The 22,801-nt window shown below is 65.8% G+C and carries 18 protein-coding genes; 8 read left to right on the top strand and 10 right to left on the bottom strand.

Annotated elements, in window-relative coordinates:
• The first annotated feature begins 150 nt into the window (after positions 1-150).
• A complete protein-coding gene (gene rsmI / locus FRC98_RS05385) occupies positions 151-1,008 on the top strand; it encodes a 16S rRNA (cytidine(1402)-2'-O)-methyltransferase (protein ID WP_146980270.1) in 858 nt (285 codons plus the stop codon).
• A 100-nt stretch (positions 1,009-1,108) separates the two neighbouring features.
• Here rsmI and FRC98_RS05390 read toward each other — a convergent pair whose 3' ends face one another.
• Positions 1,109-2,722, bottom strand: a complete 1,614-nt coding sequence (locus FRC98_RS05390) for a hypothetical protein (protein WP_146980271.1) — start codon at positions 2,720-2,722, stop codon at positions 1,109-1,111.
• A 499-nt stretch (positions 2,723-3,221) separates the two neighbouring features.
• Here FRC98_RS05390 and FRC98_RS05395 point away from each other — a divergent pair, with 499 nt between their 5' ends.
• Positions 3,222-3,803: a helix-turn-helix domain-containing protein gene (locus tag FRC98_RS05395; protein ID WP_146980272.1), complete on the top strand. Its 582-nt coding sequence runs from the start codon at positions 3,222-3,224 to the stop codon at positions 3,801-3,803.
• Between the two features lie 81 nt (positions 3,804-3,884).
• On the opposite strand, the gene FRC98_RS05400 is transcribed toward FRC98_RS05395, so the two are convergent.
• The 4 genes from FRC98_RS05400 to FRC98_RS05415 all read right to left on the bottom strand — a co-directional run bounded on the left by FRC98_RS05400 (position 3,885) and on the right by FRC98_RS05415 (position 8,752).
• Entirely contained in the window at positions 3,885-5,171 is a 1,287-nt protein-coding gene (locus tag FRC98_RS05400) for a protoporphyrinogen/coproporphyrinogen oxidase (protein ID WP_146980273.1), read from the bottom strand.
• Positions 5,172-5,203: 32 nt separating this feature from the next.
• The gene (locus FRC98_RS05405; protein ID WP_146980274.1) at positions 5,204-6,076 is read right to left on the bottom strand and encodes a hypothetical protein; all 873 of its coding nucleotides are present in this window, start codon (positions 6,074-6,076) and stop codon (positions 5,204-5,206) included.
• A gap of 129 nt (positions 6,077-6,205) precedes the next feature.
• Positions 6,206-7,108 (bottom strand): hypothetical protein, encoded by a 903-nt coding sequence (locus FRC98_RS05410; RefSeq protein ID WP_146980275.1) that lies wholly within the window; start codon positions 7,106-7,108, stop codon positions 6,206-6,208.
• Positions 7,109-7,117: 9 nt separating this feature from the next.
• Positions 7,118-8,752, bottom strand: coding sequence for a serine/threonine-protein kinase (locus tag FRC98_RS05415; RefSeq protein WP_146980276.1), 1,635 nt, complete (start codon positions 8,750-8,752; stop codon positions 7,118-7,120).
• A 251-nt stretch (positions 8,753-9,003) separates the two neighbouring features.
• On the opposite strand from FRC98_RS05415, the gene FRC98_RS05420 reads away from it, so the two are divergent.
• Positions 9,004-9,303 (top strand): hypothetical protein, encoded by a 300-nt coding sequence (locus FRC98_RS05420; RefSeq protein ID WP_146980277.1) that lies wholly within the window; start codon positions 9,004-9,006, stop codon positions 9,301-9,303.
• The gene (mutY, locus tag FRC98_RS05425) at positions 9,300-10,400 is read left to right on the top strand and encodes an A/G-specific adenine glycosylase (protein WP_230467296.1); all 1,101 of its coding nucleotides are present in this window, start codon (positions 9,300-9,302) and stop codon (positions 10,398-10,400) included. Before FRC98_RS05420 ends, mutY begins: the two co-directional genes overlap by 4 nt.
• A gap of 5 nt (positions 10,401-10,405) precedes the next feature.
• Here mutY and cls read toward each other — a convergent pair whose 3' ends face one another.
• The 5 genes from cls to FRC98_RS05450 form a co-directional block, all read right to left on the bottom strand.
• Positions 10,406-11,881 (bottom strand): cardiolipin synthase, encoded by a 1,476-nt coding sequence (cls, locus tag FRC98_RS05430; protein ID WP_230467297.1) that lies wholly within the window; start codon positions 11,879-11,881, stop codon positions 10,406-10,408.
• A gap of 99 nt (positions 11,882-11,980) precedes the next feature.
• Positions 11,981-14,047: a DEAD/DEAH box helicase gene (locus FRC98_RS05435; RefSeq protein ID WP_146980279.1), complete on the bottom strand. Its 2,067-nt coding sequence runs from the start codon at positions 14,045-14,047 to the stop codon at positions 11,981-11,983.
• A gap of 5 nt (positions 14,048-14,052) precedes the next feature.
• A complete protein-coding gene (locus tag FRC98_RS05440) occupies positions 14,053-15,570 on the bottom strand; it encodes a BREX system ATP-binding domain-containing protein (protein WP_146980280.1) in 1,518 nt (505 codons plus the stop codon).
• A gap of 30 nt (positions 15,571-15,600) precedes the next feature.
• Complete coding sequence (locus tag FRC98_RS05445; protein ID WP_146980281.1) at positions 15,601-16,923, bottom strand: BREX system ATP-binding domain-containing protein; 1,323 nt, start codon at positions 16,921-16,923, stop codon at positions 15,601-15,603.
• Between the two features lie 121 nt (positions 16,924-17,044).
• Positions 17,045-17,947: a hypothetical protein gene (locus FRC98_RS05450; protein ID WP_146980282.1), complete on the bottom strand. Its 903-nt coding sequence runs from the start codon at positions 17,945-17,947 to the stop codon at positions 17,045-17,047.
• 235 nt (positions 17,948-18,182) lie between these two features.
• On the opposite strand from FRC98_RS05450, the gene FRC98_RS05455 reads away from it, so the two are divergent.
• The 4 genes from FRC98_RS05455 to FRC98_RS05470 are packed head-to-tail and all read left to right on the top strand — an operon-like array spanning position 18,183 to position 22,792.
• Positions 18,183-20,003 carry a M3 family oligoendopeptidase gene (locus FRC98_RS05455; protein WP_146980283.1) on the top strand — a complete coding sequence of 607 codons (1,821 nt, stop codon included), beginning with the start codon at positions 18,183-18,185 and terminating at the stop codon, positions 20,001-20,003.
• Between the two features lie 12 nt (positions 20,004-20,015).
• Positions 20,016-21,392, top strand: coding sequence for an FAD-dependent oxidoreductase (locus tag FRC98_RS05460; protein ID WP_146980284.1), 1,377 nt, complete (start codon positions 20,016-20,018; stop codon positions 21,390-21,392).
• Complete coding sequence (locus FRC98_RS05465; RefSeq protein WP_146980285.1) at positions 21,392-21,949, top strand: hypothetical protein; 558 nt, start codon at positions 21,392-21,394, stop codon at positions 21,947-21,949. Before FRC98_RS05460 ends, FRC98_RS05465 begins: the two co-directional genes overlap by 1 nt.
• A gap of 36 nt (positions 21,950-21,985) precedes the next feature.
• Complete coding sequence (locus FRC98_RS05470; RefSeq protein ID WP_146980286.1) at positions 21,986-22,792, top strand: hypothetical protein; 807 nt, start codon at positions 21,986-21,988, stop codon at positions 22,790-22,792.
• The last annotated feature ends 9 nt before the right edge of the window (positions 22,793-22,801 follow it).

Raw genomic sequence — 22,801 nt, forward strand, 5'->3', positions numbered from 1 at the left:
GGTCATCCCCTGCCAGTGAAGAGGGCGGCCGTCACACCATGTGGCGGCCGCCCTTTTTTGCGGGGCGCCGCGGGTTGCGCAGCAGCCGGGGCAGGCCCTGTGAGTCGCGTCGTTGAACAGACGATCTGAAATGAGAGTGGAGCGTACGCCATGCTCGTTGTGTGCCCGACCCCCATTGGAAACCTCGACGATTTAAGCCCCCGCCAGCTGGAGGCGTTGCGGGAGGCCGACATCATCGCGTGTGAAGACACCCGCAACGCCGGCAAACTCCTGGAGCGCCTCGGGGTGGCGCGGGTTGAGGGGAGGCCGAAGTTGTGGCGCTACGACGATCACACCGCCCAGTCCCAGGCGGAGCGTCTGGTCGAGGAGCTTGAGGCCGGCCGCCAGGTCGTGCTCATCAGCGATGCGGGCACCCCCACCATCTCGGATCCGGGCTACCGGCTGGTGCGTGCGGCGCGACAGGCCGGCGTGAAGGTCGTGGCGCTCCCCGGGCCGGTGGCCGCCACCGTCGCCCTGAGCGCCTCGGGGCTTCCCAGCGACCGCTTCTACTTTGAGGGGTTTTTGCCGCCGAAATCCGCGGCTCGCCAGGCGCGCTGCAAGGCCCTGGAGGGCCTGGGCGTGACGGTCATCTACTACGAGTCTCCCCGACGTCTCGAAGAAGCCCTGAGCGATCTGGAGGCCGTCTGCGGGCCGGAACGCGAGGTGTGTGTGGGCAGAGAGCTGACCAAACGCTTCGAGGAGTACTTCTGGGGGCCGGTGGCCGAGGTTCGCAGGCAGGTCGCCGCGCGGGAGGAGGAGCTACGCGGGGAGCTTGTGCTCGTGGTTGCGCCGGGCCAGGCGGCTGAAGTGAGCGAGGAGGAGGCGCAGGCCGACCGCCTCATCGGCGCGCTGCTCGACCAGGGGTTGAGCGCCCGCAGCATCAAGGAGGTGCTCGCCAGGGTTAGTGAGCTTCCGCGCTCGGCGATCTACGCGCGCATCGCCGCGGTGGAGGGGACGCGCGGGGCCTGAGTCGGCCGCACATCTGCCTCCACAACGCGATTCCCTGAATAGAAAAACCCCCGACGCGTGCGTCGGGGGTTTTTCTCATTTCAGACTTCGGATGGCGCGCTCAGAATTGCAGCGCCGCGGTCACCGCGAAGTGCCAGATGTTGTAGTTCTCGATGCGGAAGCGCGCCCCGGAGTTGTCGTAGCTGGGGTTGTACGCCGGGTTGCGCTCGTAGCGCGCGTCGGGGCCGGTGAGCGCGACGGTGTCGTCGTTGCTTTGACTCGAGTTGCGACCGGTGCGCGCGTTGGTGATCAGGTGCGACTGGTGGTGGGTGATGCCGCCGACCGCCTTGAACTGGAAGTAGGGCGAAGGCTGCAGGTTCAGGCCCAGCTGCCCGGCGAAGGTGCCGTAGCTTCCCACCGTGGCGAGGTCGCGGAAGGCGAACTCGGAGGTGTCGCCGCTCTCGATCGCCTCACGCACGTCGTAGATGGGCAAGGGGCGAGCGTTGGAGGGCTGGCGCACGACCCAGGCGCAGGCCACGTCATCGGGGTTGAGCAGGTTGCCGTCGCCGTCGAACTCCGGGCGGACCGAGTCGATGGTGCGGTTGTTACAGACGTTGTCGTCGCTGGTCATGTGGTCGAAGAGCGCGGTGTAGTCTCGGCCTTCGCTGGTGTAGCCGAAGCTAAAGCGCAGGTCGATGCCGTAGCGCGCGCCGGTCTCGGCATCTTCATAGGGGATGAACTCGGTGCCCACGGTGAACATCCCGCTCATCGGCGGGTTGAGCAGCACCTGGCCCTGGCTGTCGGCGTTGGGATCGGTGCGCCCGTAGAGCGAGTTGGTGCTGGCCAGGGGCAGGTTGTACTTCAGGCCGAAGTAGGGCTCGATCCAGTCGAACTTCTTCGACGAGTTCACCGACCAGGAGAGCTGGTGCAGGCCGCGCCCGACCGCGCTGTTATCAAAGCGCTCCACCTCGGCCACCGGCATGGTGTAGTCCATGCCCAGGGCCAGCGTGGCTTTGGTCGGATCGCGGTGGTCGTTCCAGGGCGCCCAGTGCAACCCGATGGTCGGGTCGGCAAGGCCACTGCGGGTCTGCGCGGTGCTGTACTGGTTGCTCAGATCGAAGAAACGATAAAGCTGAAAGTCATCGAGCCCTGCCGCAAACTGCGAGGCGCTCTCGCCGGGCTGAAACACCGTCTCGGCGTGGCGGCGGATGCGGTCATCGCTGGGGTCGACCGACGAGTTGGCCGCGTCCACGATGCGACGCCCGGAGGGATCGTCGTCGGCGTATTTAAGCGCGCGGCTCGACTCGAAGACGTAGGGGAGGGTCGCGCGGAACTCGAGATCTTTGTAGAGGCCGGCGCGCAGCGTAATGTCGAGCGTGCTGCGCGTCTGGCGGTAGAGCATCTCTTTGTTATTCACCACCGTCGCTTCGCTGCAACGACCCGAGTCGCGCACAAGGCGCGGGTTCTCATCAACCGTGCTGCTCGACCCGCCGGTGGGCACACACGCTGCCTCGCGGCTGATGCGGGCGGTGCCGTGGTCGAAGCGGAAGGTCGGCTCGAGGTTGAAGTCGAAGGGATCGTAAGTGTCTGGATCGCGATCGTCGAAATTATCGGCGGCGTCCATCAGGTCGGTGAACTCACCGGCCGTCGCAGATGCCGGCATAAAGAGCGCGGCCGCGGCCAGAGTGGCGAGCAGGGGGCTTGCGGTCAGTCGATTCAGTACACGCACCAACATAGGTTACTCCTCGATCCGACCAGGGCAGGCGTCGCTTAAAAGGTCCGGGGCCTCGACCGGTTCAAAAGCGGTGAAGGCGAACGCACACCCGAGAAATTTTGGGCGGATATTTGAACGCAAAAAATACAGCTTTGAGGCACCCTGCATTGCTATCAGCGGGGCGCTGGGGTGTCAAGAAGGGGGCGGTGGGGAGATAGTACTTGTGTAACATGACTTTACGTTAGGATTTGTTGACGGGGTAGGCCGGCCGGTGCACTATTGAAGTATCTCTTTAAGTATTTAAAGCGCGATGGATGCAGGTGTGGAAAACTTCCGCTGGGGTGTGGTCGAAAGGCCGGCTAAACTGGTTAAAAGCTTATCCAATACGGGTTGCAATCCCTGCGGAATGATGTATCAACGCAGCACAGCTTAAAGCGCGACAGTTGGCCAGCTGCCGGCAGTCGCCGCAGAGCAAAGAAGAATGCGCACGTTGTCGAGTCGTAACGCGTAAGGAAGTCGTATGAAATCGCCCGGAATGATGCTTCGCGAAGCGCGCGAGGAGAAAGGGTTGGGGTTGAGTGATGTGGCCACCATGACCCGTATCCCGCGCCAGATGCTGGAACATCTGGAGAACGATCGCTTTGAGGAGTACGTCGCCGAGGTGTTTCTTCGCGGCCATCTTCGCAACTACTCCCGTGAGCTGGGGCTGGACGGGGAGCAGGTCATTCAGACCTACGAGCGCTTCTCCGGCCGCAAGCGTCAGTCGCTGACGATCCCCGAAGAGCGTCGTGCCACGCCCGAGCCCCGCGCCATCGCGCAGGCCGCGCGTCAGAACACGCCGGCGGCCTCCGGCGCCGCGGCGGTGGCGTCACCTGTGAACTTCGACCTTCAGCGCTACTTTGAGACCCTGCGCCCCAGCCACATGGTGGCCGTAGTGCTGGTGCTCTTCGGCATCTTTGTGATGTTCAGCTTTTTGAGCACGAACCGCGCCACCGCTCACGACCCCACTGGCTTCCCGCAGGCCGATGAGTCCGCCTGGGAGCTGGAGCAGGACGTGGAGCAGACCCGCTGGCTGCTTGAGCAGCCCGGCGAAGAGGGCTGAGACGCCCGGCACGACCTTACGCGACAAAAAAAACCGACCTCAGCGCGAGGTCGGTTTTTTTATGCGTGCTGCTCAGGGCTGTCAGGAGCGGGCCAGCGTGTTGAAGCGCTGCGCGAGCGCACGGGCCTCCACGATGTTGTCTTCGATGGAGCAGTAGGTCCACCCGCCGTAGCGGCCCACCGAGTAGATGCCGGCCTGCTTGAGGATGGCCGAGAGTTCATCGAAGCTCGCGCGGGAGCGCGAGGTGATGTGCACGTAGGCCGGATCGAGCACGACGCTGTGGTGGGAGACGAGCTCGTGATCCTCAATGACGCCGGCGCGTTTGAGGTCGGTGAGTACGCGGGAGAGGGAGCCCTCGACATCGACCTCGGCGTCGGAGGCAAGGCCGATCTCCACGTAGAGGCTCATGCGCTCTGTGCCCATGATGTTGTCGTAGAAGCCTACCCGGTAGAAGCTGAGATCGCGCTCCGGGTAATAGATCCAGTGGACGTCTTCGGGGCCTTTTTTATCAAAGCCCAGGTTGAAGACGAGCACCTTGTTGGAGCTGAAGTCTTCGGGCTGGTGGGGAAGCCCGCTCATCGTTAAGAGGCGGTCGAAGGGCGCCGAAGAGATCAGGTGCTTGTAGCGCACCTGTGTGCCGCTCTGCAGGGTGGCGACCTTCTGGTTCAGATCGATGCTTTGCACGCCGTCGCCCAGGCGCATCGCCTGCTCGGGGATGTCACTGGCGAGGGCCTCCACGTAACGGATGGCGCCGTTGATGGGGTAGGTGAACGTGGCGTTGTACGAGGCGTTATCGGGGCGGCGCATGTTGCGCACGATGCTCTTGAGATCGGCGTGGGGGAAAAAGCGCCCCATGGCGTCGCGATCGAGCTCTTCGAGGTCGCAGGCGTAGAGTTTTTCGTTGTAGGGGATCAAAAAGAGCTCGGAGATGGATTTTCCGAACTTCTCGTAGAGCATCCCTTTAAAGGAGTTCGCGTCGGCCTCGGCGCTGGCCTCCTCGCGAAAGAAGAGGTCGTAGAGCGCGTCGATGAAGAGCTCTTTCGGGAGCTGGTGGATGTTTTTCTGGAAGGGAAAGTCAACTTTGTGGTCGGCGATGTGGATCAGGGAGTTCTTTTCGACGGTGATGACCTCATCGGGGTCCATGCGCTCGCGCAGGTAGGCCTCGATGTCGGGGTGTTTGAAGTGAAAGAAGTGGCCGGAGTAGTCCCAGACGAAGCCGTCCTGGTGCACGGTTTTGCACCAGCCGCCGATCTCCCGGTCGCGCTCGACGATCAGCACATCGTCGCTGTCCAGGAAGTTGGCAAAGGCCAGCCCGGTCATGCCGGCGCCGACGATGAGAAAGGTCGTGTCGATGGTTTCAGCGTTCATGGCAGGTCGCTCATCGCGAGAGGTTTTAAGGATTAGCAGAAAAGTCCGAGCGCGCGCGGCTCACAGACGCCGGAGTTGCAGCAGTCCGATCCGCAGTCGCCGCAGGAGATGACCCGACGTTCGCCGCAGCTGTCAGTGATATCAAGGGTGCCGCATTCGCGCTGGTTTTGCTCGCAGAGCTCCTCGTCGCTCTGCGGCACGCAGCAGAGGTTGGCGGTGGAGCAGGACTGCGCCTCGTCGGCGCAGCTGCCGCAGTCGACGGCGCGCGCCACGCCACAGCGGTCGGTCAGGGTGAGCTCGCCACAGGCCTGTGTGTCGGGTTGCTCGGCGATGTGTTCGGCGCAGAGCTCCGCGTCGGTGGGGGAGGTGCAGACGCACTGGTCGTCGATGCAGGACTCGCCATTGTTGCAGGCCGGGGTGCAGAGCGCTTCGGCCTGGCAGAGCTGCGCCGCGTCGGGTCCGGTGGCCGGAGGGCAGACCTCGTTTTCGTTGCACTCACCGCAGAAGACGCGGCGCTCATTGCCGCAGCGATCGACGCCTTCGCTGATGCCGCACTGGGCGGAGCGGCCGGCGCAGAAATCCTCGCGGCTCTCCGGCTGGCAGACGCACACGCCGCTGATGCAGGTGTCGTTGAGCGTGCAGCCGCCGCAGTTGATCGCGCGCGTTTCGCCGCACTCATCCAGAACTTCGTACTCCCCACACCCCAGCTCGTACTGGTCGCAGAGCGCCTGCTCGGAGGGGGGCGAACAGGAGGAGGCGTCGACGTCGCCGGCGTCGGTGCCGGTGTCGAAGTCGACCGGGGAGGTGTCGACGGCGAAGATGCACGCGCTCGTCATGGTCGCGATCACGGCGCAGGACGCCAGCGAGACGATGGTGCTGGCGAGTCGAGTGAGGGAGAGGGTCATGGCAGCGAAGATCCGGTCATTGGCAGTGGCAGGCCCCGAGTCGGGGGGTGTGGCCGGCAGCGATACTAGAGGTTGGGGCGCAGTGCAAAGGTTGCGTGCCGCACGCGGCAGCTCCGCCCCATACACGTCTCAGAAGGACCCGGAGATGTGGGCCCCGCCAAAGTCCGGGCCCAGCGTCGGTGCGAAGCGCAGCGCGCGTTCGCTTGAGTCTTCTTCGCCGGGGGCATCATCGGTGAGGGTGAGGTAGACGCCGGTGGCGATGGCGGCTGCGCTCAGCGTGTACATCGTCGGTACAAGCCAGCGGGAGGTGCGCAGGTAGCCGTCCCAGGCCGCGCGACGCTGCCGGAGGCGACGGGCGTCGTTGGGATCGTCGGAGGTGGAGAGGGCGTCGAGCTCATCCTGACGCTGCAGCGCCACGATGTGCAGGCTCGCGCCGGTGATCGCACCGGCGAGGCCGCCTCCGAAGAAGGCCAGCGCGCGGGGGGGAGGGACGCTCCAGCCGGTGTCGTCGGGGCAGGCCACGGGCTCGGGTTTTGGCGGCGCCTTGCGCTGGTACTGCGCGCGAAGTTCATTCAGACGTTGTTGAGAGTCGGCCGGAAGCTCAAGCCCCTCGAGCCTGTCGAGGTGGTAGCTGGCCAGGGCGATGTCGTCGGCGGCAAGCGCCTCTTCGGTGAGTTGAAGGTGGCAGTCACGCTCGACGGTGCGCACATCGGCGATGTCTTCGGGCAGCGCTTTTTCGCTTCGCAAAAAGCTGCGCGCCGGCGGAAGCGCGCTGTGGCAGTCGCCGGCGCGGTACCAGGCGATCATCTCGTTTTTGAGCAGCACCGGGTCGGGGTAGGCTCTGAAGGCCGCGCGAAAGGTGATGGCGCCGGTCTCGAAGTCGCCATCGAGGACGGCGGTCGTGGCCTCATCGCTGAGCTGGAGCATGCGCTGGTATTCGGGGCTCTCCGGGTCTTGAGCGAGCGCCTGAGCGCTGCATAGTGTTAAGAGCGCCAGTACAGCCAGGGAGGTCAGGCGGCGTCGTGCAGGCAAGAGAACTCCTCAGAGGCCCAGGCGCGCCGGGCGGCGCGGGGCGTCATCATCGGTCTGGTCGTCGTAGAGGCGGACAGGCGCGTCGTTGGCCGACTTCTCGCGCTCCTCGGCGTTGCGAGCCTGGCGAGTTCGGGCCGGTTTGGAGGCGGCCTGGCGCCGCTGGGTGGCCGGTCGGGTAGGGGGAGGCGGCGGCGGATAATTATCGACGGCCGGCGCGGGCTCCGCCTCTTCGGGGGCCTGCTCGCCGGCTTCCAGCGGGGCGACGCTGACCTCGCGGGGAGCCGGCTCCACGGGGGCCGCTTCGGGCGTCGCGGCCTCGTCAGATGTTTTTATATTGGCGTTGAGAGTGTTTGCGGGAGTCTCAGCCAGTGCCTCGGCCTGCTCGTCGGCGCTCTGGGTGGAGACCCACCAGAGCAGGCCGGCGAACATCACGATCATCAGCGCGCCCAGCATCACCGCCATCCCGCGTTTGGAGTTGGACTGCGCGATGCGATCGGCGGAAGGAGAGCGCCAGGGCTTATCTTCGGGGGTGCCCATCATGGTGGGCACGGTCGGTGATTCCGGGGAGCGGGCGTGATGGGCGGCGGTCAAGGGTGGGGCCGGCGCGGGTGATGTCTGGGGGAGAGTTGAGGTCAGGTCGAGGGGGATGTCCAGCGGGGTGTCCAGACCTTCAATAGGCCGCGACTCGCCAGTGTCCAGGTTGAGCAGGGTGGGGTCGACGGCGCGGGCCGCGTCCGGGGCTGCCGGGGCGGCAGCCAGGGGGGCGTCGAGCGCTTCGGCGGGAATGGCCGCCAGCTGCTCGATCACGGCTTTGCCGTTGGGCGGACGCCCGGCCGGATCTTTGGCCAGCAGGCTCATCACCACCGAGCGCAGCGCCTCGGGGACGCCGCTGCGTCGCATCGGCGGCGGATCTTGATGGATGTGCATCATCAAGATGTCGAGCGGGGTGTCGGCGAAGAAGGGCAGGCGGTTCTCGATGAGCTCGTAGCCGATGATGCCCATCGAGTAGAGGTCGGTGGCCGGGGTGAGCGTGCGCGAGGATTGCGCCTGCTCCGGGCTCATATAAGGCGGCGTGCCGAAGAGTTCGCCGGCGCGGGTGAGGCGGTCGGCCTCAAAGTCATCGCCGCTATCGCTCTCCGCGCTCATGATCTGGGCGATGCCAAAATCCAGAACCTTGACGGCCTCGCTGCCGTCGGTCTGCCTGGCGAGCATGATGTTTTCGGGCTTGAGATCGCGGTGGAGGATGCCGTGGTGGTGGGCGTGGTCGAGCGCCGAGGCGATCTGGCGCAGGATGGTGACCACGGTGCTCAGCGGCATGCGCTGGTTGACGAGCTCATCGAGCGGGGTGCCGTCGATGTACTCCACCACCGTGTAGAAGGCGTTGAGATCGGCGGAGTAACCGAAGTCGTAGAGGGTGATGCAGTTGGGGTGGTTGAGCCGGCCGATGGCGCGGGCCTCAACCTCAAAGCGGGCCTGAACGTTTTTTTGATGCGCGAAGTTCGGATGCAGCAGTTTGACGGCGACGGGGCGATCGACCATCAGCTGGGTGCCGCGGTATACGGCGCCCATGCCGCCATGACCGATCTGCTCGTCCAGGCGGTATTTGTTCTCAATGACCGTCCCGATGCGGGCGCCTGCTGACATGCTTGGACCGAGGAGAGCGAAGAGTCGACGTTCACGGCTAAAAAGGAGAGGGATGTTGCGTCGCACACACCGGGAGGCGGGGAGGGTAGAGCCCGCAGGTTTTCGGGGTGAGCGTTCAACATACCGTAACAAAGGCCCTGCGGCGGCGCAATCGACGCCCGGGCCTTGCGGCGGGGCTTTTCAGGGCCTGTGGACGCTGTTAGGACAGAGCTCCCGGTGGCGATGCCACCTGTGATGGTCACGACGCAGAGGTGAGTGTGAAGAAGTGGATGTTGGCGGCGGCGGTGCTCCTGATGGTCGGCTGTGGCGCTGAGGCGACCGATCGGCCGGAGGATTGCCGTCAGGGGGAGTATTATAATGAGGCGAATGAAGAATGCATGACCTGCCCGGCAGTGCAGGAGCCTCAGTGTCGGGAGGGCTGCGGTCTGGAGATCTTTGACGATCAGCGCGGCTGTCCGGTAGCCCGCTGCGAGTCGGGGTGCGAGGGTTGCGCCGACGATGAGGTCTATGAGGAGTCGACCAATCAGTGCGTGGCGCCGGAGCCGGCGTGAGTGAGGTGCTCGCTGCCAGCGCTGTTGCGGGGCGAGTGGACGCGTTTCAGCGCGCGCTGCTGAGCTGGTTCTGGCGAGAGCGGCGTGAGCTTCCCTGGCGCGGGGTGGGGGATCCTTATGCGACGTGGGTCTCCGAGATCATGCTGCAGCAGACCCAGGTGGTCACCGTCGTCGACTACTTTCAGCGGTGGATGGCGCGCTTTCCCGATGTAGCGGCGCTGGCGGCGGCGAATGAGGAGGAGGTGCTCGAGCAGTGGTCGGGGCTCGGGTACTACCGGCGCGCGCGTTTTCTGCATCGGGCCGCGAAGGTGATCGTGGAGGAACACGGCGGGGAGCTTCCCTCGACGCTGGAGGGGCTGCGCACGCTGCCGGGGGTGGGGCCTTATACGGCCGGGGCGATCGCGTCGATTGCGTTCGGGCTGCCGGCGCCGATCGTGGATGGCAATGTGATTCGCGTCTTTGCGCGCCTCTTTGCCATTGAGGGCGATCCGCGCAGCACGGCCAATCAAAAGAGTTTCTGGGGGTTGGCCGAGGCGCTGGTCGATCCGCAGAACCCGGGAGACTTTAATGAGGCCTTGATGGAGCTCGGGGCGCGGGTGTGTACGCCGCGATCGCCGGCCTGTCTGCTCTGCCCGGTGCGGGAGTTTTGTGCGGGCTTTGCCAGTGGTGAGCCCGAGGCGTTGCCGGAGGTGGCGCGTCGCAGCGCGGTCAAACCGATGCGGGCGGTGGCAGTGGTGGTCACGCGCCAGGGGCGGCGGGGGAAAGAGCTGCTGGTGGGCCCGCGTGATGCCGGCGGTCTACTGGCCGGGATGCTGGAGTTTCCCACCGTGGAGCGCGAGGGCAAACGCTGGCCGAAGCTTGACGAGGTGGCGTCATTGCTGGGGATGAAGGTGGTCGCCGAGGAAGTTGGCGAGCTGACGCATGTCTTCTCACACCGTCGGTTGTTGACGCGCATCTTTGCCGCCGAGGTGGGCTCGGAGGCGACGTTTGCCGACGAACGCTGGCGCTGGGTGCCAGAGCGGGAGCTGAGCCAGGCGGCGATCTCGGCGCTGACGCGCAAGATCTATGAGCGCTCAAAGCAGCTCGAGACGACCTGACGTGCTCAGAGGTAGGGGGAGAGCAGGGCGGCGACGCCGTCGCGCAGACGTTGCCAGCGGGGGCGGCCCTCCCAATCTTCGCGGGTGAGGCGGGTGGCCTCGTCGATGTGGTCCTGGAGGAGTTGATCGAGGTGGCCGCCCAGGGTGACATCCCAGCATTCCAGGTTGAACTCGAAGTTCAGGCGCAGGCTGCGCGGGTCGATGTTGGCCGAGCCCAGGGTGAACCAGGTGCGGTCGACGACCATCAGCTTGGAGTGATGGAAGGGGGGCGGGCTGAAGTAGATGTTGCAGCCCCAGTCCAAAAGGCTGCGCAGGTGGGCCATGGAGGCCCACTGCACGTAGACGAGGTTGTTGACTGAGGGGAGTAGGATGTCGACTTGCACACCGCGCAGCGCAGCCAGGTTGAGCGCGGTGATCAGCGAGTCGTCGGGGATGAAGTAGGGCGTCATGATGCGCACCCGGTGGCGGGCCGAGGCGATGGCGCCGACGATGGTCCAGCGCAGGCGATCCATGTCTTCATCCGGCCCGTCGGAGATGCCGCGAGCGACGATGTCGCCGACCGGCTCCAGGGTGGGGAAGTACTCCGGGCCTTCGAGGCGCTCGCCAGTGGTGAACTCCCAGTCTTCGGAGAAGACCTCCTGAAGTTGCGCGACGACGGGGCCCTCGATCCGAAAGTGCAGGTCGTGGACGGGAAATTTGGGGTTGGTGTTGAGGCGATGCGCGTCGCGGATGTTGAGCCCGCCGGTGAAGGCGATGGTGCCGTCGACGACCATGATTTTTCGGTGGTTGCGCAGGTTCACCGTCATGATGTGCGGCGGGAGGATGGAGGGCAGAAAACGGGCCGAGGGGATGCGGGCGCGCTTGAGGCGTTGGTGGATGGAGGGAAAGGAGTAGCGCAGGCCGGCGGCGTCGATGAGCACGCGGACTTTGACGCCGCGTTTGTGGGCGCGCTCCAGAGCGTCGACGAAGGTGCGGCCGATCTCATCGTTATCGAAGATATAGGTGATGAGGGTAACCGATGAGGTCGCCTCGTTGATGGCTTTGAGCATGGCCGGGTAAGTGTCGTCGCCGTCGAAGAGGGGGCGGACTTTGTTGCCGGCGACCAGGGGGCGGCGCACCACGCGATCGACCAGGGCGCGCAGAGGGATGAGGTGTTCGGCGTCTTCGTGGAGGCGCTCTCGGAGCTCGGTGTCGCTCAGGGTGAGATCTTCGGTGGCGTGACGACGCTGGTGGTGTTGGATGCGCAGCGATTCGGCACGGCGCTGGATGCGGTTGACGCCCAGCATCAGGTAGGCGGCCGAGCCGAGCAGGGGGGCGAGCCACACCAGGGCCGTCCAGGCGATGGCGGAGCCGGGATCACGGCGCGAGAGCAAGATATGCCCGGAGGAGAGCAGGGCGGCGGTCAGGGCGAGCGCGGTGAGGGTCATCGGCAGGTAGGGGCCGATGGAGGCTTGAATGAACTCGGCGATGGTATCCAGCACAGCGCGCCCTGAAGGGAAGTCATCTGACGACACAAAGTCCCGCAGCGAGCACTCACCATACGCACAGCAGGTGGTGAGGCCAAACGCCCTCGAGGTGCGTTAGTCGTCCGGGCCGACGGGAAAGATCGGGCCCTCAATCCACTCGCATTGCGCGAGGTGGCGGGCGAAGTCGGCGGGAGCCAGCGCTTCATCAAGCCAGGCGCGCAGAAGATTGGGGGGCAGGCCGTCGTAGAAGGGACCGATGTCGAGGCGGCGGGCCAGGCGTTCGCTCTCGCGGGCGATGAAGGCGCGAGCGTCGCGCTCAATGCGTTCGACGTCGTCGAGGCCGTCTTTGACTTCGGGATCGCGTTTGAGGATGTGAAAAAAGGCGTTTCCGGGGCGGGTGGCCAGGCCGCGTTCGCGCAGGATGCCGTCGAGGAGAAGTCCCCAGCGGGTGCCCAGGAAGTGGCCAAGGCGCGCGCCTTTTGTCCAGCGCTCGACGCGCAGCTCGTGGTGGCCGATGCCCAGGAAGGCTGCCAGGTCGCGGGCCAGCTCAAAGGCGTAACGCGGCGCCTGGCGCGCAAAGAAGGCGCTGGGGGCCTCGCCGGAGGCGCTGTCGACAAAGACCTGATCCTGGGTGATGCGCACGACCTCGCGGCGGCGTCCGGCAAGGGAGAGACCGAGCTCCTGACCGTCGCCCAGCGACTCGCGTTGTTTTCGGCTCAGCGCAACGCGCCCCAGAAGTTCGCCGGTGGTCTCATCGAAGACTTCGATCTCGGGGGTGTCGTCGATGTTGGCGTGCATCAGGCCGTGCTCATACATCTTCAGGGCCCGATCGCCGGCGGCAAAGCGCTGGCCATTGAGGGGGGTGAGGTAGCCGGCGTCACACATCGCCGTGAGAAGATCGAGAAGATCGTGTGGCGAGTAGGTCGATTGAACAGCTGCGGGCAGGCGCTGGTGCAGGACCTCGGCGCCGATCCAGTTGTGGCGGCTCTGAAAGAGCAGGGAGATGGCCTGCTGGGCGAGCACCGAGGGGCGAAAAGGCACGGAGTCTTCAAAGAGGCGGCCCTCGTCGGCGCAGACCAGAAGATGCTCCAGGCGCAGGGCTTCAAAGTCGTCGGAGGCCAGGCAGGTGACGTGGGCCACCGAGCCGCGGCGGTTGGCGCGCCCCACACGTTGAACGAGGGCGCCGACGTTGGGAGGTGGCCCCACCAGCACCACGCGATCGACGTCGCCGATATCAATGCCCAGCTCCAGGGTCATCGTGGCCACGCAGATGGCCGCCGGGGCGTCGAGGAAGCGGCGCTCGGTGCGCAGGCGCACCGAGCGCGAGAGGGAGCCGTGGTGGGCGAAGATGCGTCCGGCCAGTCGGGGGTGTGCCGAGAGGCAGGCCACCAGCGTCTCGACCTGGGCGCGGGCGTTGGCGAAGACGAGGATCTTGCGCGACTCCCCCGAGAGGAAGGTCTCGGCGATGTCGGTGGCGGCGTCGGCCAGCTCCGGGGTGTGAACCAGGCGCGCGTCGAGGCCGCGCCCGGCGCTGCCGACCAGGATGAGCTCCGGGTCGTGGAGGTAGCGACGGGCGATCTCATCGGCGTGCGGAAGCGTGGCCGATGCTGCGCAGCGCTGGGGGCGGGTGTGGCAGATGCGCTCCAGGCGCTCCAGCAAGACGCGGAGCTGATCGCCGCGGGCGGTGCCGTCGAGGAGATGGATCTCATCGAGGAGCAGCGCCTCCACTGAGCGCAGGGAGGCGGGCCAGCGCGAGAGCATCGAGTCGAGGGACTCCGGGGTGGTGATGATCACCGGCGGGGCGTCGCGGGTGATGTTGAGGCTGTGGTCGCCGGTGCGCACGCCGACCTTGAGTTTGCACTGGCGAAGGGGCGGCTCAATGCGTCGATGAAGGTCGTTGCAGAGCGCACGGGTGGGGCTGATGACCAGCAGGCGCGCTTGCCCCGTGGGGGCATCGCGACGGCTTAGAAGACGTTGGGCCAGGGGGGCCATTAAGGCTTCGGTTTTGCCCGAGGCGGTGGGGGCCCCCACCAGGGTATCTCGCCCGGCGACGACCGGGGCGACCGCCAGGCGCTGGGCTTCGCGCAGGTTCCCAAAACGCGCATAGAAGGCGTGCCAGGTGTGGCGCAGCGCTTCGCGTGCTGCGCGAAGTTCGTCGAGGGTGTCGGCGGGTGAGGTCATGGTTTTTAGAAGTCGAAGTGGCTGACGCGGGCGAGGTTGTCGACGACACCGTCGGCGCGCTCGGGGAAGTGGCGGTGAACGTCGAGGAGCTCGACGAGGGTCTTCATCACCTGGCGCATCGAGCCCAGGGTGCCGCGGGAGCTGAGGCGCTCGATGGTCTGGGCGATGGCGTCGACTTGCTCCGGGCGCAAGGGCAGGCCGTTTCGAGCCTCGGCGTAGAAGGCGCTGACGCGGCGGGCGAGCTCGGCGTAGTCGGAGGGCTGGGGGCGCTTGAGCTCAATGCGGGCGCTTTCGGGGAAGAGGCCGTGGAGCAGCGGGTCGTCGTCGTAGCTGGGTGTGAGCGCCATGACCACGCCCAGTCCCGAGGCGGGCTCAAAACGGCAGGGAAGTTCACGTAGCCTTCCGACGCCACCCAACTCGAGGGTGGCGTCGGAGGGGTGAGGTGTCAGCGCGTCGCCAAGCGCCGCGCTGCTTAAGGCGCGCAGTGTGGCGGCGGCGTGCTCGCGGTTTTCGCGGGAGAGGAGCGCGAAGCGCTCGGCCTCATCGACCATCACCACGAGCCCGGCGTAGCCGCACTCCCGAGCCAACGTGGCCAGGCCGCTTAAGATGAAGGCGTAGATACGGGCCCACGGTCGGTAGTCTTTCAGGCTGTAGAGCCAGGGGTGATGGCCGGGGGCCGCGCTGAGTTCGTCGTTGAGGCCCTGATTCGATCGGGTGCGTTGCCCTTCGAGCCAGTCAAGCACGGCGCGACGCCAGGAGGGAAGATCGGGCTCCGTGGCGAGCGCGGGGGCATTGAGAGCGTCGAGCCAGTTGAGCGCGGCGCTCAGATAAAGGTGGGGGCCATGACCACGCTCTCCCACGGCGAAGCGCTCGCGCGCGCTGTCGGAGATGAGGGCGCGATCGAGTAGAGGAGCAAGGCCCAGGCCAACTTCGTCGGGGCGGTCGGGGTAGCGCAGCGTGTGCATCATCGCGCGGTAGACGCGCTGCGGGTGGGCCGGGGAGGTCTCGTCGGCGTCGAGGGTGACCCGCGCGGTGAGGAAGTTCTCGGAGAGCGCACGCGAGCCGAGCCACTCCAGCATATGGGTTTTGCCGGCGCCGTAGTCGCCCTCAATGACACGCAGTGCGCCCTCGTTGGATGCCTCGCCAAGAGCGGCGTTGAGGCTGGCGAAGGCGGCGTCGCGTGCGACGGTAAATGCCTCAATGCCCTGGGCCGGGACGACTCCCAGGCGCATCGCCTCGATGGCCATATCGGCCTGCGTGGGCTCCAGGGCGTAGCGCTGCAAGGTGTTCGTTGCGGTGCGCCGGTGCTCCTCGTCATGAGGTTGCGTGGCGAGGGCTGCGGGCTCGGTGTTGGATGCGGCTGGCGCCCCCGCACCCGGGCGTTTGAGCTCGCGGGTGGGCACCAGCGTAGGAAGGGGCAGGGTCTCAAAGTTGACCAGCGCCAGCCGCCCATTGCGGCGCAGCCCCACCAGGCGGCCGCTGCCGTGGACGGGATGTTCGACTTCTTCTGCTTCAGCGATCATGGCGTCACCTGTGGAGACAGCGCAATGGAGTTAGAAGTCGGAGAAGTCGTCCTGAGCCGGGGTCTGGGCGAGCGCGTCGTAGCCCGAGAGCACCAGATCGGTGGCGGCGTTGGCGTCGAGCTCAAGCTCCCCGTCGACCAGCTGGCGGTGAAGGAAGTCGACCCAGGTTTTGACGAAGAGGCGGCGGTGGTTGACCTCGAAGTAGCTGTAGACGCAGGCATTGGCGAGCGCGCGGGCGTTGGACGCCTGCAGCGTGCGATCGAAGGCGCAGTCGCGTGCGGACTCAAACACACCGACGAGCTTGTCGCCCAGGGTGGAGAGGAGCTCTGCTGGCTCCAGATCCAGGCGCTCCAGATCGATGAGCACCGCCTGAGGGCTGCGCACGCTCAGGGGCACCGGGCTCTTTAAGCGCTGGTAGAGCGCCGGGTAATCCGGCACGACGTTGCGCATAAACTCCGGCGGCACCGCGTACATAAAGAGGGTGTTGGGAAGCTGGTGGCGGCCGCAGAGATCGATGACCTGACGGAGGTTGTCGCCGATGATCTGGCTGCGTTTGACGCTCACCGAGAGGTTGCGATCGACCTCATCAAAGAGGAGCACGGTGCCGGGAAGCTCCAGCCCCACGATCATCTGGGTGAGGCAGCGCAGCATGATAAAGCCGTTGCTCTTGCCGATGTCCTCATACACCCCCAGCTCGCGCAGCTCGCTGGCCGGAATCGACTCCCCGGTGAGCCAGGCCTCCAGGCGTTGCTCGTCTTCAAAACGCCCTTCGAGGAAGGCGGCGGCGAACTCCACAATGGCGCGGCGGTAAGAGTGGCTCTCACAGGCGGCGCGCGCCACGGTGGTGCGCAGCCACTGCAAGACGGCCTCGCGCGCGGCGTCGACGTCGGGCACCGAGGGGGTCTGCAGCGCGGCGTCGACGCGATCGTCCATCAGGTTTCGCAGAAGATCGGGCAGCCCGTAGCTTGGCGAGCCCAGCGCGGTGCGCGGGCGCTGCCCGATGCGGCGCACGACGGCCTGGTAGACCTTAAAACTATCGTCGTAGGGGCACTCGTTTGGCGAGAGCTCCACCACGGCGGTGGCGAAGCCGCGATCCCAGGCCAGCTCGCGCACGCAGTAGAGAAAATGGGTCTTTCCGCCGCCGAAGTACCCCTGCACCAGCTTGAAGCTTGCGCCGAAGCGCAGGTGGTAGTCGAAGTACTCGTGCTCGAGCACCTTAAGGTAGCTCTCGTTGCCCACATTGATACGGCGCACGCCGTGCTGCGGCGGCTGGCCACCCTCGCCCAGGCGCTGCAGGATGTGGCGTGCTACCAGGGCGTCTTCGATGACGGCGTTGGGTTCGGAAGGTCTCATAGGTCGATCCGTGGGGTGCAAAACGCGCAGACTTCGCGCGGGAGTCGGTCAGGCGCACAGGAGCGCGTCAGTCAGATCCCAGGCGCACATGTGCGTACGTGCACGCCCGACGTCGACGACATCAGCTGCCAGGGGTTCCCGGTACGGATTGGAAACGGAGCGATAAGTAATACTGCCCATCTGTGCCGGGTCCAGGGACAAAAAGCACATCCTGTTTATTTTTTGTGGATCCGCCGGTGGCCGTGCCCAGGTCGAGGCGGCGCCCCTGGCGCTCGAGCAGCCCGTCGCGCCGCAACCGCTGCAGCTGGTAGGCCAGCAGGTAGCGCGGCCAGGGCGTGAGCGCGTCGAGGCCCTTTTTGCGGCGGGCAGCAAGGTCGGCGTCCACCAGCGAGAGAGGCACGAGCAGGTCCACCAGGTCGACGCGCTCGCCATCGGGAAGTCCCATCATCGCCAGCTGCACGCGATAGGCGCGCTCCAGCTGCTCGAAGAAGACCTCGCTCTCCAGGGCGCGATCCTGGATGGCGGCGCGCGCCTCACTCAGCGCGCTGAGGATGGTCTGCGCGTCGGCGTCGACCTCGGCCAGAGCTTCGCGGGCGTAGCTCAAGGTCGCGCGCCTGGCGAGGAGGTCGATGGTGAGCGTCAGCGGCCCGACACCGAGCGTCAGGGGCTGGTCGCCCAGATGCTCCAGGCGGCCACCGTCGGCCCGCAGCGCGCGGTCGAGTTCGCCGAGCAGCATCATGCGGGCGCGCGTTTTTTCGCGTTCAAAATGCGCGTCGAGCTCGCCGACCAGCGCCACGCGCTCATCTTCAAGCCCCAGCGCTTCGAGGGAGGAGCGGCGCAGGTCGCGCAGCGCCTCGGCAACTTTCGCAGCGTCGGAGGCGAAGTCGCCGGCGCGGGTCATCGACTCCAGCGCGCCACGGGCGCGGTTGAGGTCGCGCATCGCCACCTGAACTTCTTTTTTGAGGGCGTCAACGCGGGCGGCCAGCTCCCGCTCGGGGCTGGTGACTTCGGCAGGTTTGGTCATGGCGGATGTCGGGGGCTGAGGAAATGTGCAGTCCAGGGGGAGGTTTAGAAGATGGGAGCGCGCCGCGTCAACGTCCCGCGACCGGGCCGGAAGAACCTGGCACCAAGGGCCATTGTTTCAACGCGGTCGCAGTACTATGTTTGCGCGGCCTTCCGATGGATTCCGAGAAGACGCCTTTGATGTGCGCGTCGCTGCGGAGTTCAAGTTCACTTTGATTCGCTAAACAGGAGCCCTTATGTCGCGTCCCTTTCCAACCACCGACCCCACCTGGGATATGGAGAGCGTCTTCGCCGGCGGTCCGACCTCGAAGACCTTTCAGGCGGAGCTTCGCTGGCTGGAGTCGCGCGTGAGTGAGCTCGAGACGGCGCTCGCCAGGCAGTCGTTTCCGGCGAGTGCGCCGCTGAGCGAGGAGGCATTGGCCGGGTGGCGCGGGTTCTTTGACGGGCTTTTTGAGCTGCACGACCGGCTCTCGCAGGCGTTTTGTTTCTCCAGCGGGATGTCGTCGGCCCACGCCGATGATCCGGTGGCGCTGCGACTTCCGGCCCAGCTCACCGGCGTGAGCACGGCGAATGGAAAGCTCTCCGTGGCGCTCAAGAGCAAGTTTCGGGGACTCAGCGATGAGGTCTTCGAGGCGCTGCTCAATGACCCACGTTTTGGCGATATGCAGCTCTATCTCAAAGAGCTTCGTCGCGACGCCGACGCGCAACTTGATCCGGAGCTCGAAGACCTGGCGGTTGAGCTCAACCGCGATGGTCTGCACGCCTGGGGGATGCTCTACCGTCAGGCGAGCTCCCGCCAGCGCGTGGAAGTGGAGCGCGACGGGAAGGTGGAGGAGATGTCGGTGGGGCAGGCAAAGAACCTGCTCGACCATAAAGATCGCGAGGTACGCCGCGCCGCTCACGAGGGCCTGGCGAAGGCCTGGGGCGATCTTGCGCCGGTATGCGCCGCGGCGCTGAGCTCGATCGTGGGTGCCGCGCAGACCCTCTACAACAAACGCGGCCAGGATTGCCTAACCTTCTCGCTCAACGCCAACCGCGTGGAGCGCGAGACGATCGAGGCGATGTTTGAGGCCGCGCGCAGCGCACAGCCCCTTTTGCATCGCTACCTCAAGGCCAAGCAGCGCCTGCTCGGGGTCGACGCGATGGAGTGGTACGACCTGATGGCGCCGGTCGGTGGTGAGGCACCGCGCTTCACCTACCCGGAGGCGCAGACCTTTATCGTCGATCAGGTGGGCGGCTTTGCCGAGCGTATCGCCGAGTTCTGCAAGATGGCGCTACGCGACCAGTGGGTCGAGGTCGAAGATCGTCCCGGTAAGGCGCAGGGCGGCTATTGCTCCGGGCTTCCGGTCAGCGGTCAGACGCGTATTTTCATGACCTTTGGCGGGTCGACCTCCGGGGTTACCACGCTGGCGCATGAGCTCGGGCACGCCTATCACGGCTGGGTGATGCGCGATCTTCCCTCCAGCGAGCGCGACCTGGGGATGGGCGTGGCCGAGACGGCCAGCACCCTGCTCGAAGTCATTGTGGAGCAGGGCGCCCTGGCCAAGGCCGACGCCTCGCAGCGTCTGGGGTTGCTCGACCAGCGCCTGGGTCGCGGGGTGGCCTTTTTGATGGACATCCCGGCTCGTTACGATCTTGAACTGGCGATGCACGAGGCCCGCGCCGAAGGTCCGCTCAACGAAGAGCAGCTCAGCGAGATGACCGAGGCGATCTTCCTCAAGCATTTTGGCGAGAGTCTGACGTCGGTCGACCCCCTCTTCTGGGCCTCGAAGTTGCACTTCTATCTGACGGGGCTTCCCTTCTACAACTTCCCCTACACCTTCGGTTTCCTCTTCTCGCGGGCGGTGTACGCGCGCGCCCAAAAAGAGGGCGAAGGCTTCATCGAACAGATCGACAACCTGCTTCTGGATTCGGGCCGCATGACCTCCGAGGAGCTCGCCGAGCGCTACCTCGGTGGCGATCTTCGCGACCCGAAGTTCTGGCAGGCCGCCATCGCCGACCTTGAAGGCGACGTGGCGGAGTATGAGGAGCTGGCTCAGGCTGCGCTCCAGGCGTAAGGACACGAGACTATGACAACGAAATCGACGCACACCGTAGCGATGATCGGCGCTGGCCCGGCCAGCATTTATGCAGCGGAGGTGCTGGCCAAGGCTGGCCATCAGGTGGTGATGCTCAACCGGGATATCAAGCCCGGTGGGCTGGCCGAGTTCGGGATTTACCCGACCAAATACAAGATGAAGCGGGGGCTTCGTCGCTACTTCGATCGGGTGCTCTCGCATGAGAACATTTACTACGCCGGCAATGTGAGCGTGGGCGAAGAGGCGGACATCTCGCTCGACGAGCTGCGCGAGCTGGGCTTTGATGCGCTGGTGGTCGCCGTGGGCGCCCAGGGCACCAAGTGGCTGGGGCTGACCGGCGAAGATGCCGAGGCCTGCTTTCACGCCAAAGATCTGGTGTACCACTACAACGGGCTTCCGCCTTTCAGTGAGCGGGAGTTTCCCGTCGGCGACGATGTGGTGGTGGTGGGCATGGGCAACGTCTGCCTGGACATCGTCCACTGGATGGTCTGCGAGCGGAAGGTGCGCTCGGTGACCGCGGTGGCGCGCCGCGGGCCGGCGGAGCGGGCGTTTACCGACAAAGAGTTTAAGCTCGTCAGCCAGGCGCTCGATCAGGATGCGCTGCGGGCGGAGTTCGACCGCATCGCGCCCGTGCTCACCGAGGTGGGCCAGGACCCCGACGCGCTCTTTGGAGAGTACGTGCGTTTTGTGGACGAGCCCCTGGAGAACCCCAGTGAGACCTCCCTGCATATGCGTTTTCTGCGTTCCCCGGCGCGGGTGGAGGTTGATGAAGAGGGCCGCGTCACCGGCCTGACCTGCGAGAAGACGCGCCTGAAAGCGCCGGGCGCCGACGGTCGGGTGGGCGTGGAGCGCACCGGGGAGTTTGAGACGCTGGCCTGCGATACCATCGTCTTTGCCATCGGCGATGCGATTGAGCCTTCGCTGGGACTGCCCCTCTCGCCGGCGTGGTCCGGTGAGTTTGCGACCGTTCAGGAGCCCTGGGAGGCGCACCCCGACCGGCCGCGCTACATGGTCTACGACCCGGTCGAAGCGACGCCGATCTGGGACACCTTCGTGGTGGGCTGGGCGCGCAAAGCTTCCGACGGGCTTGTGGGCAAAGCCCGGGCCGATGCGGTGCAGGGATGCGATGAGATCCTGGCCTACCTCGATGGTGAGTTTCGGGTGCGACCGGCCGGCACGCGTGGTTATGAGGACGTTCGCCAGGGGCTTTTTGATCTTCTGGAGAAGCGAGAGGTTCGCGTCGTCGATTATGAGGGCGTGAAACACCTCGACAGGCTCGCTGCAAAAGAGGCGGAGGCGCGGGGGCTTGTCGAGTACAAGTTCGCCACGCGGGCCGAGATGTTTGAAAAACTCAATGAGGAGCGCTGATGAAGATCGGAGTGCAGAGGTTGGGACTGGGGTTGGTCGCGCTGGCGTTGGTCGCGCTGAGTGTAAGTTGTGCGAGCGCGCCCGATCAGCGGCGCGCCGCCGAGCGGGGACCGGAGCAAAATGTGGGCGCGCCGCCCTCGGGCGATGAGGCTGCGGTCGCGCCTCTTCCCGATAACCCCGCCTCCACGCCAGCCCGCAGCGTTGAACTTCGAGAGCCCATGGTCGGACCCGACGGCGCTTCGCTGATCACCCGGGGTGAGGTTGATGCGCTGCTGGAGCGCGGCCCGGCCGTGGTGTTTCAGCATGTCGACACCGAGCCGCATCACCAAGACGGCGCCTTTGTCGGCTTCTTGATCGTCGACATCTCCACCCAGGCGCATAGCTTCGTCGCGCCCCAACTTCGGGTGGGCGATGTGGTCACCCATGTGAACCTGGTGAAGTTGGAGCGCCCCGATCATTACCTCAACACCTGGTCGACGCTGGCCGAGGCTGAGGAGATTCGGGTGGACTTTCGTCGCGACGGCCAACCAGCCCACGCCATCTGGCGGGTGGAGTGAGTCGCGGTAGCTGTGCAATCCGACAGGGCGGCATTGATGGATGAGGGCTCCCGCAGAGAAGAGCAAGGCCAGGAGCCGGCGCGTGAGCGGGGCTCACTCTGGCGAGCGCTGCTGCTGGCGTTTCTGGCGCTGACCCTCTGGGGTCAGTGGCTGGGTGCGGGGCTGGCCGCCGAGGTGCTCAGCGCCGACGGCTCCGGGCTGCGCGTGCTGGCGATGCTCACACCCCTCTTTTTCGGGGCGCTGGCGATTGCGCGTCCCAACCCGGCGCTGCGACTGATGGTCTTTCCGGTGAGTTTTTTGCCGGCGATGGCGCTCCTCACCGAACGCGAATGGGCGGCGATGGCCGAGCCCGGCGCATTGCTGGCGAGCGCGGCGACCTTTGTGAGTTATCTGGTCGTCGCGGCGGTTGGCGATGAGCCGAGGGAGAGCGCCGGTCAACAACTGACGGAGGTTCACACCACCGACAGCCTTGCGCCTCGCTACCGCTTCTTTGTGCGCTCCCGCGCGGCCGTGGTCGCAGGCGTGCTCGCTGTGTTGATCTGGATGCTCTTTGTCGATCCCGAGGTCGGCCGCACGCTTGTCGAGCGTCATGGCGAGCGGGCGTCGTTGCACCTGACCTTTATGTCGGTGTGTATGCTCTTTGCCTGGGTGGTCATGGCGTATATGGCCGCAGTGTTGCCGGCGCTGAACTGGGAATATGAGCGCCGCCAGCCGGTGCTCACTCGAGCGCAGCTTCGTCTTATCGACACCCCGAAGCTCTTAAAACGCCGGGTGGCGGGCTGGTTGGTCGCCGCCGGCGTGACGATCGCCCTGGGCATGCAGATGGTCACAACCTTGCAATGACGCCGGGCG

The sequence above is a fragment of the Lujinxingia vulgaris genome, from assembly GCF_007997015.1.
GTDB classification, from domain to species: Bacteria; Myxococcota_A; Bradymonadia; order Bradymonadales; family Bradymonadaceae; genus Lujinxingia; species Lujinxingia vulgaris.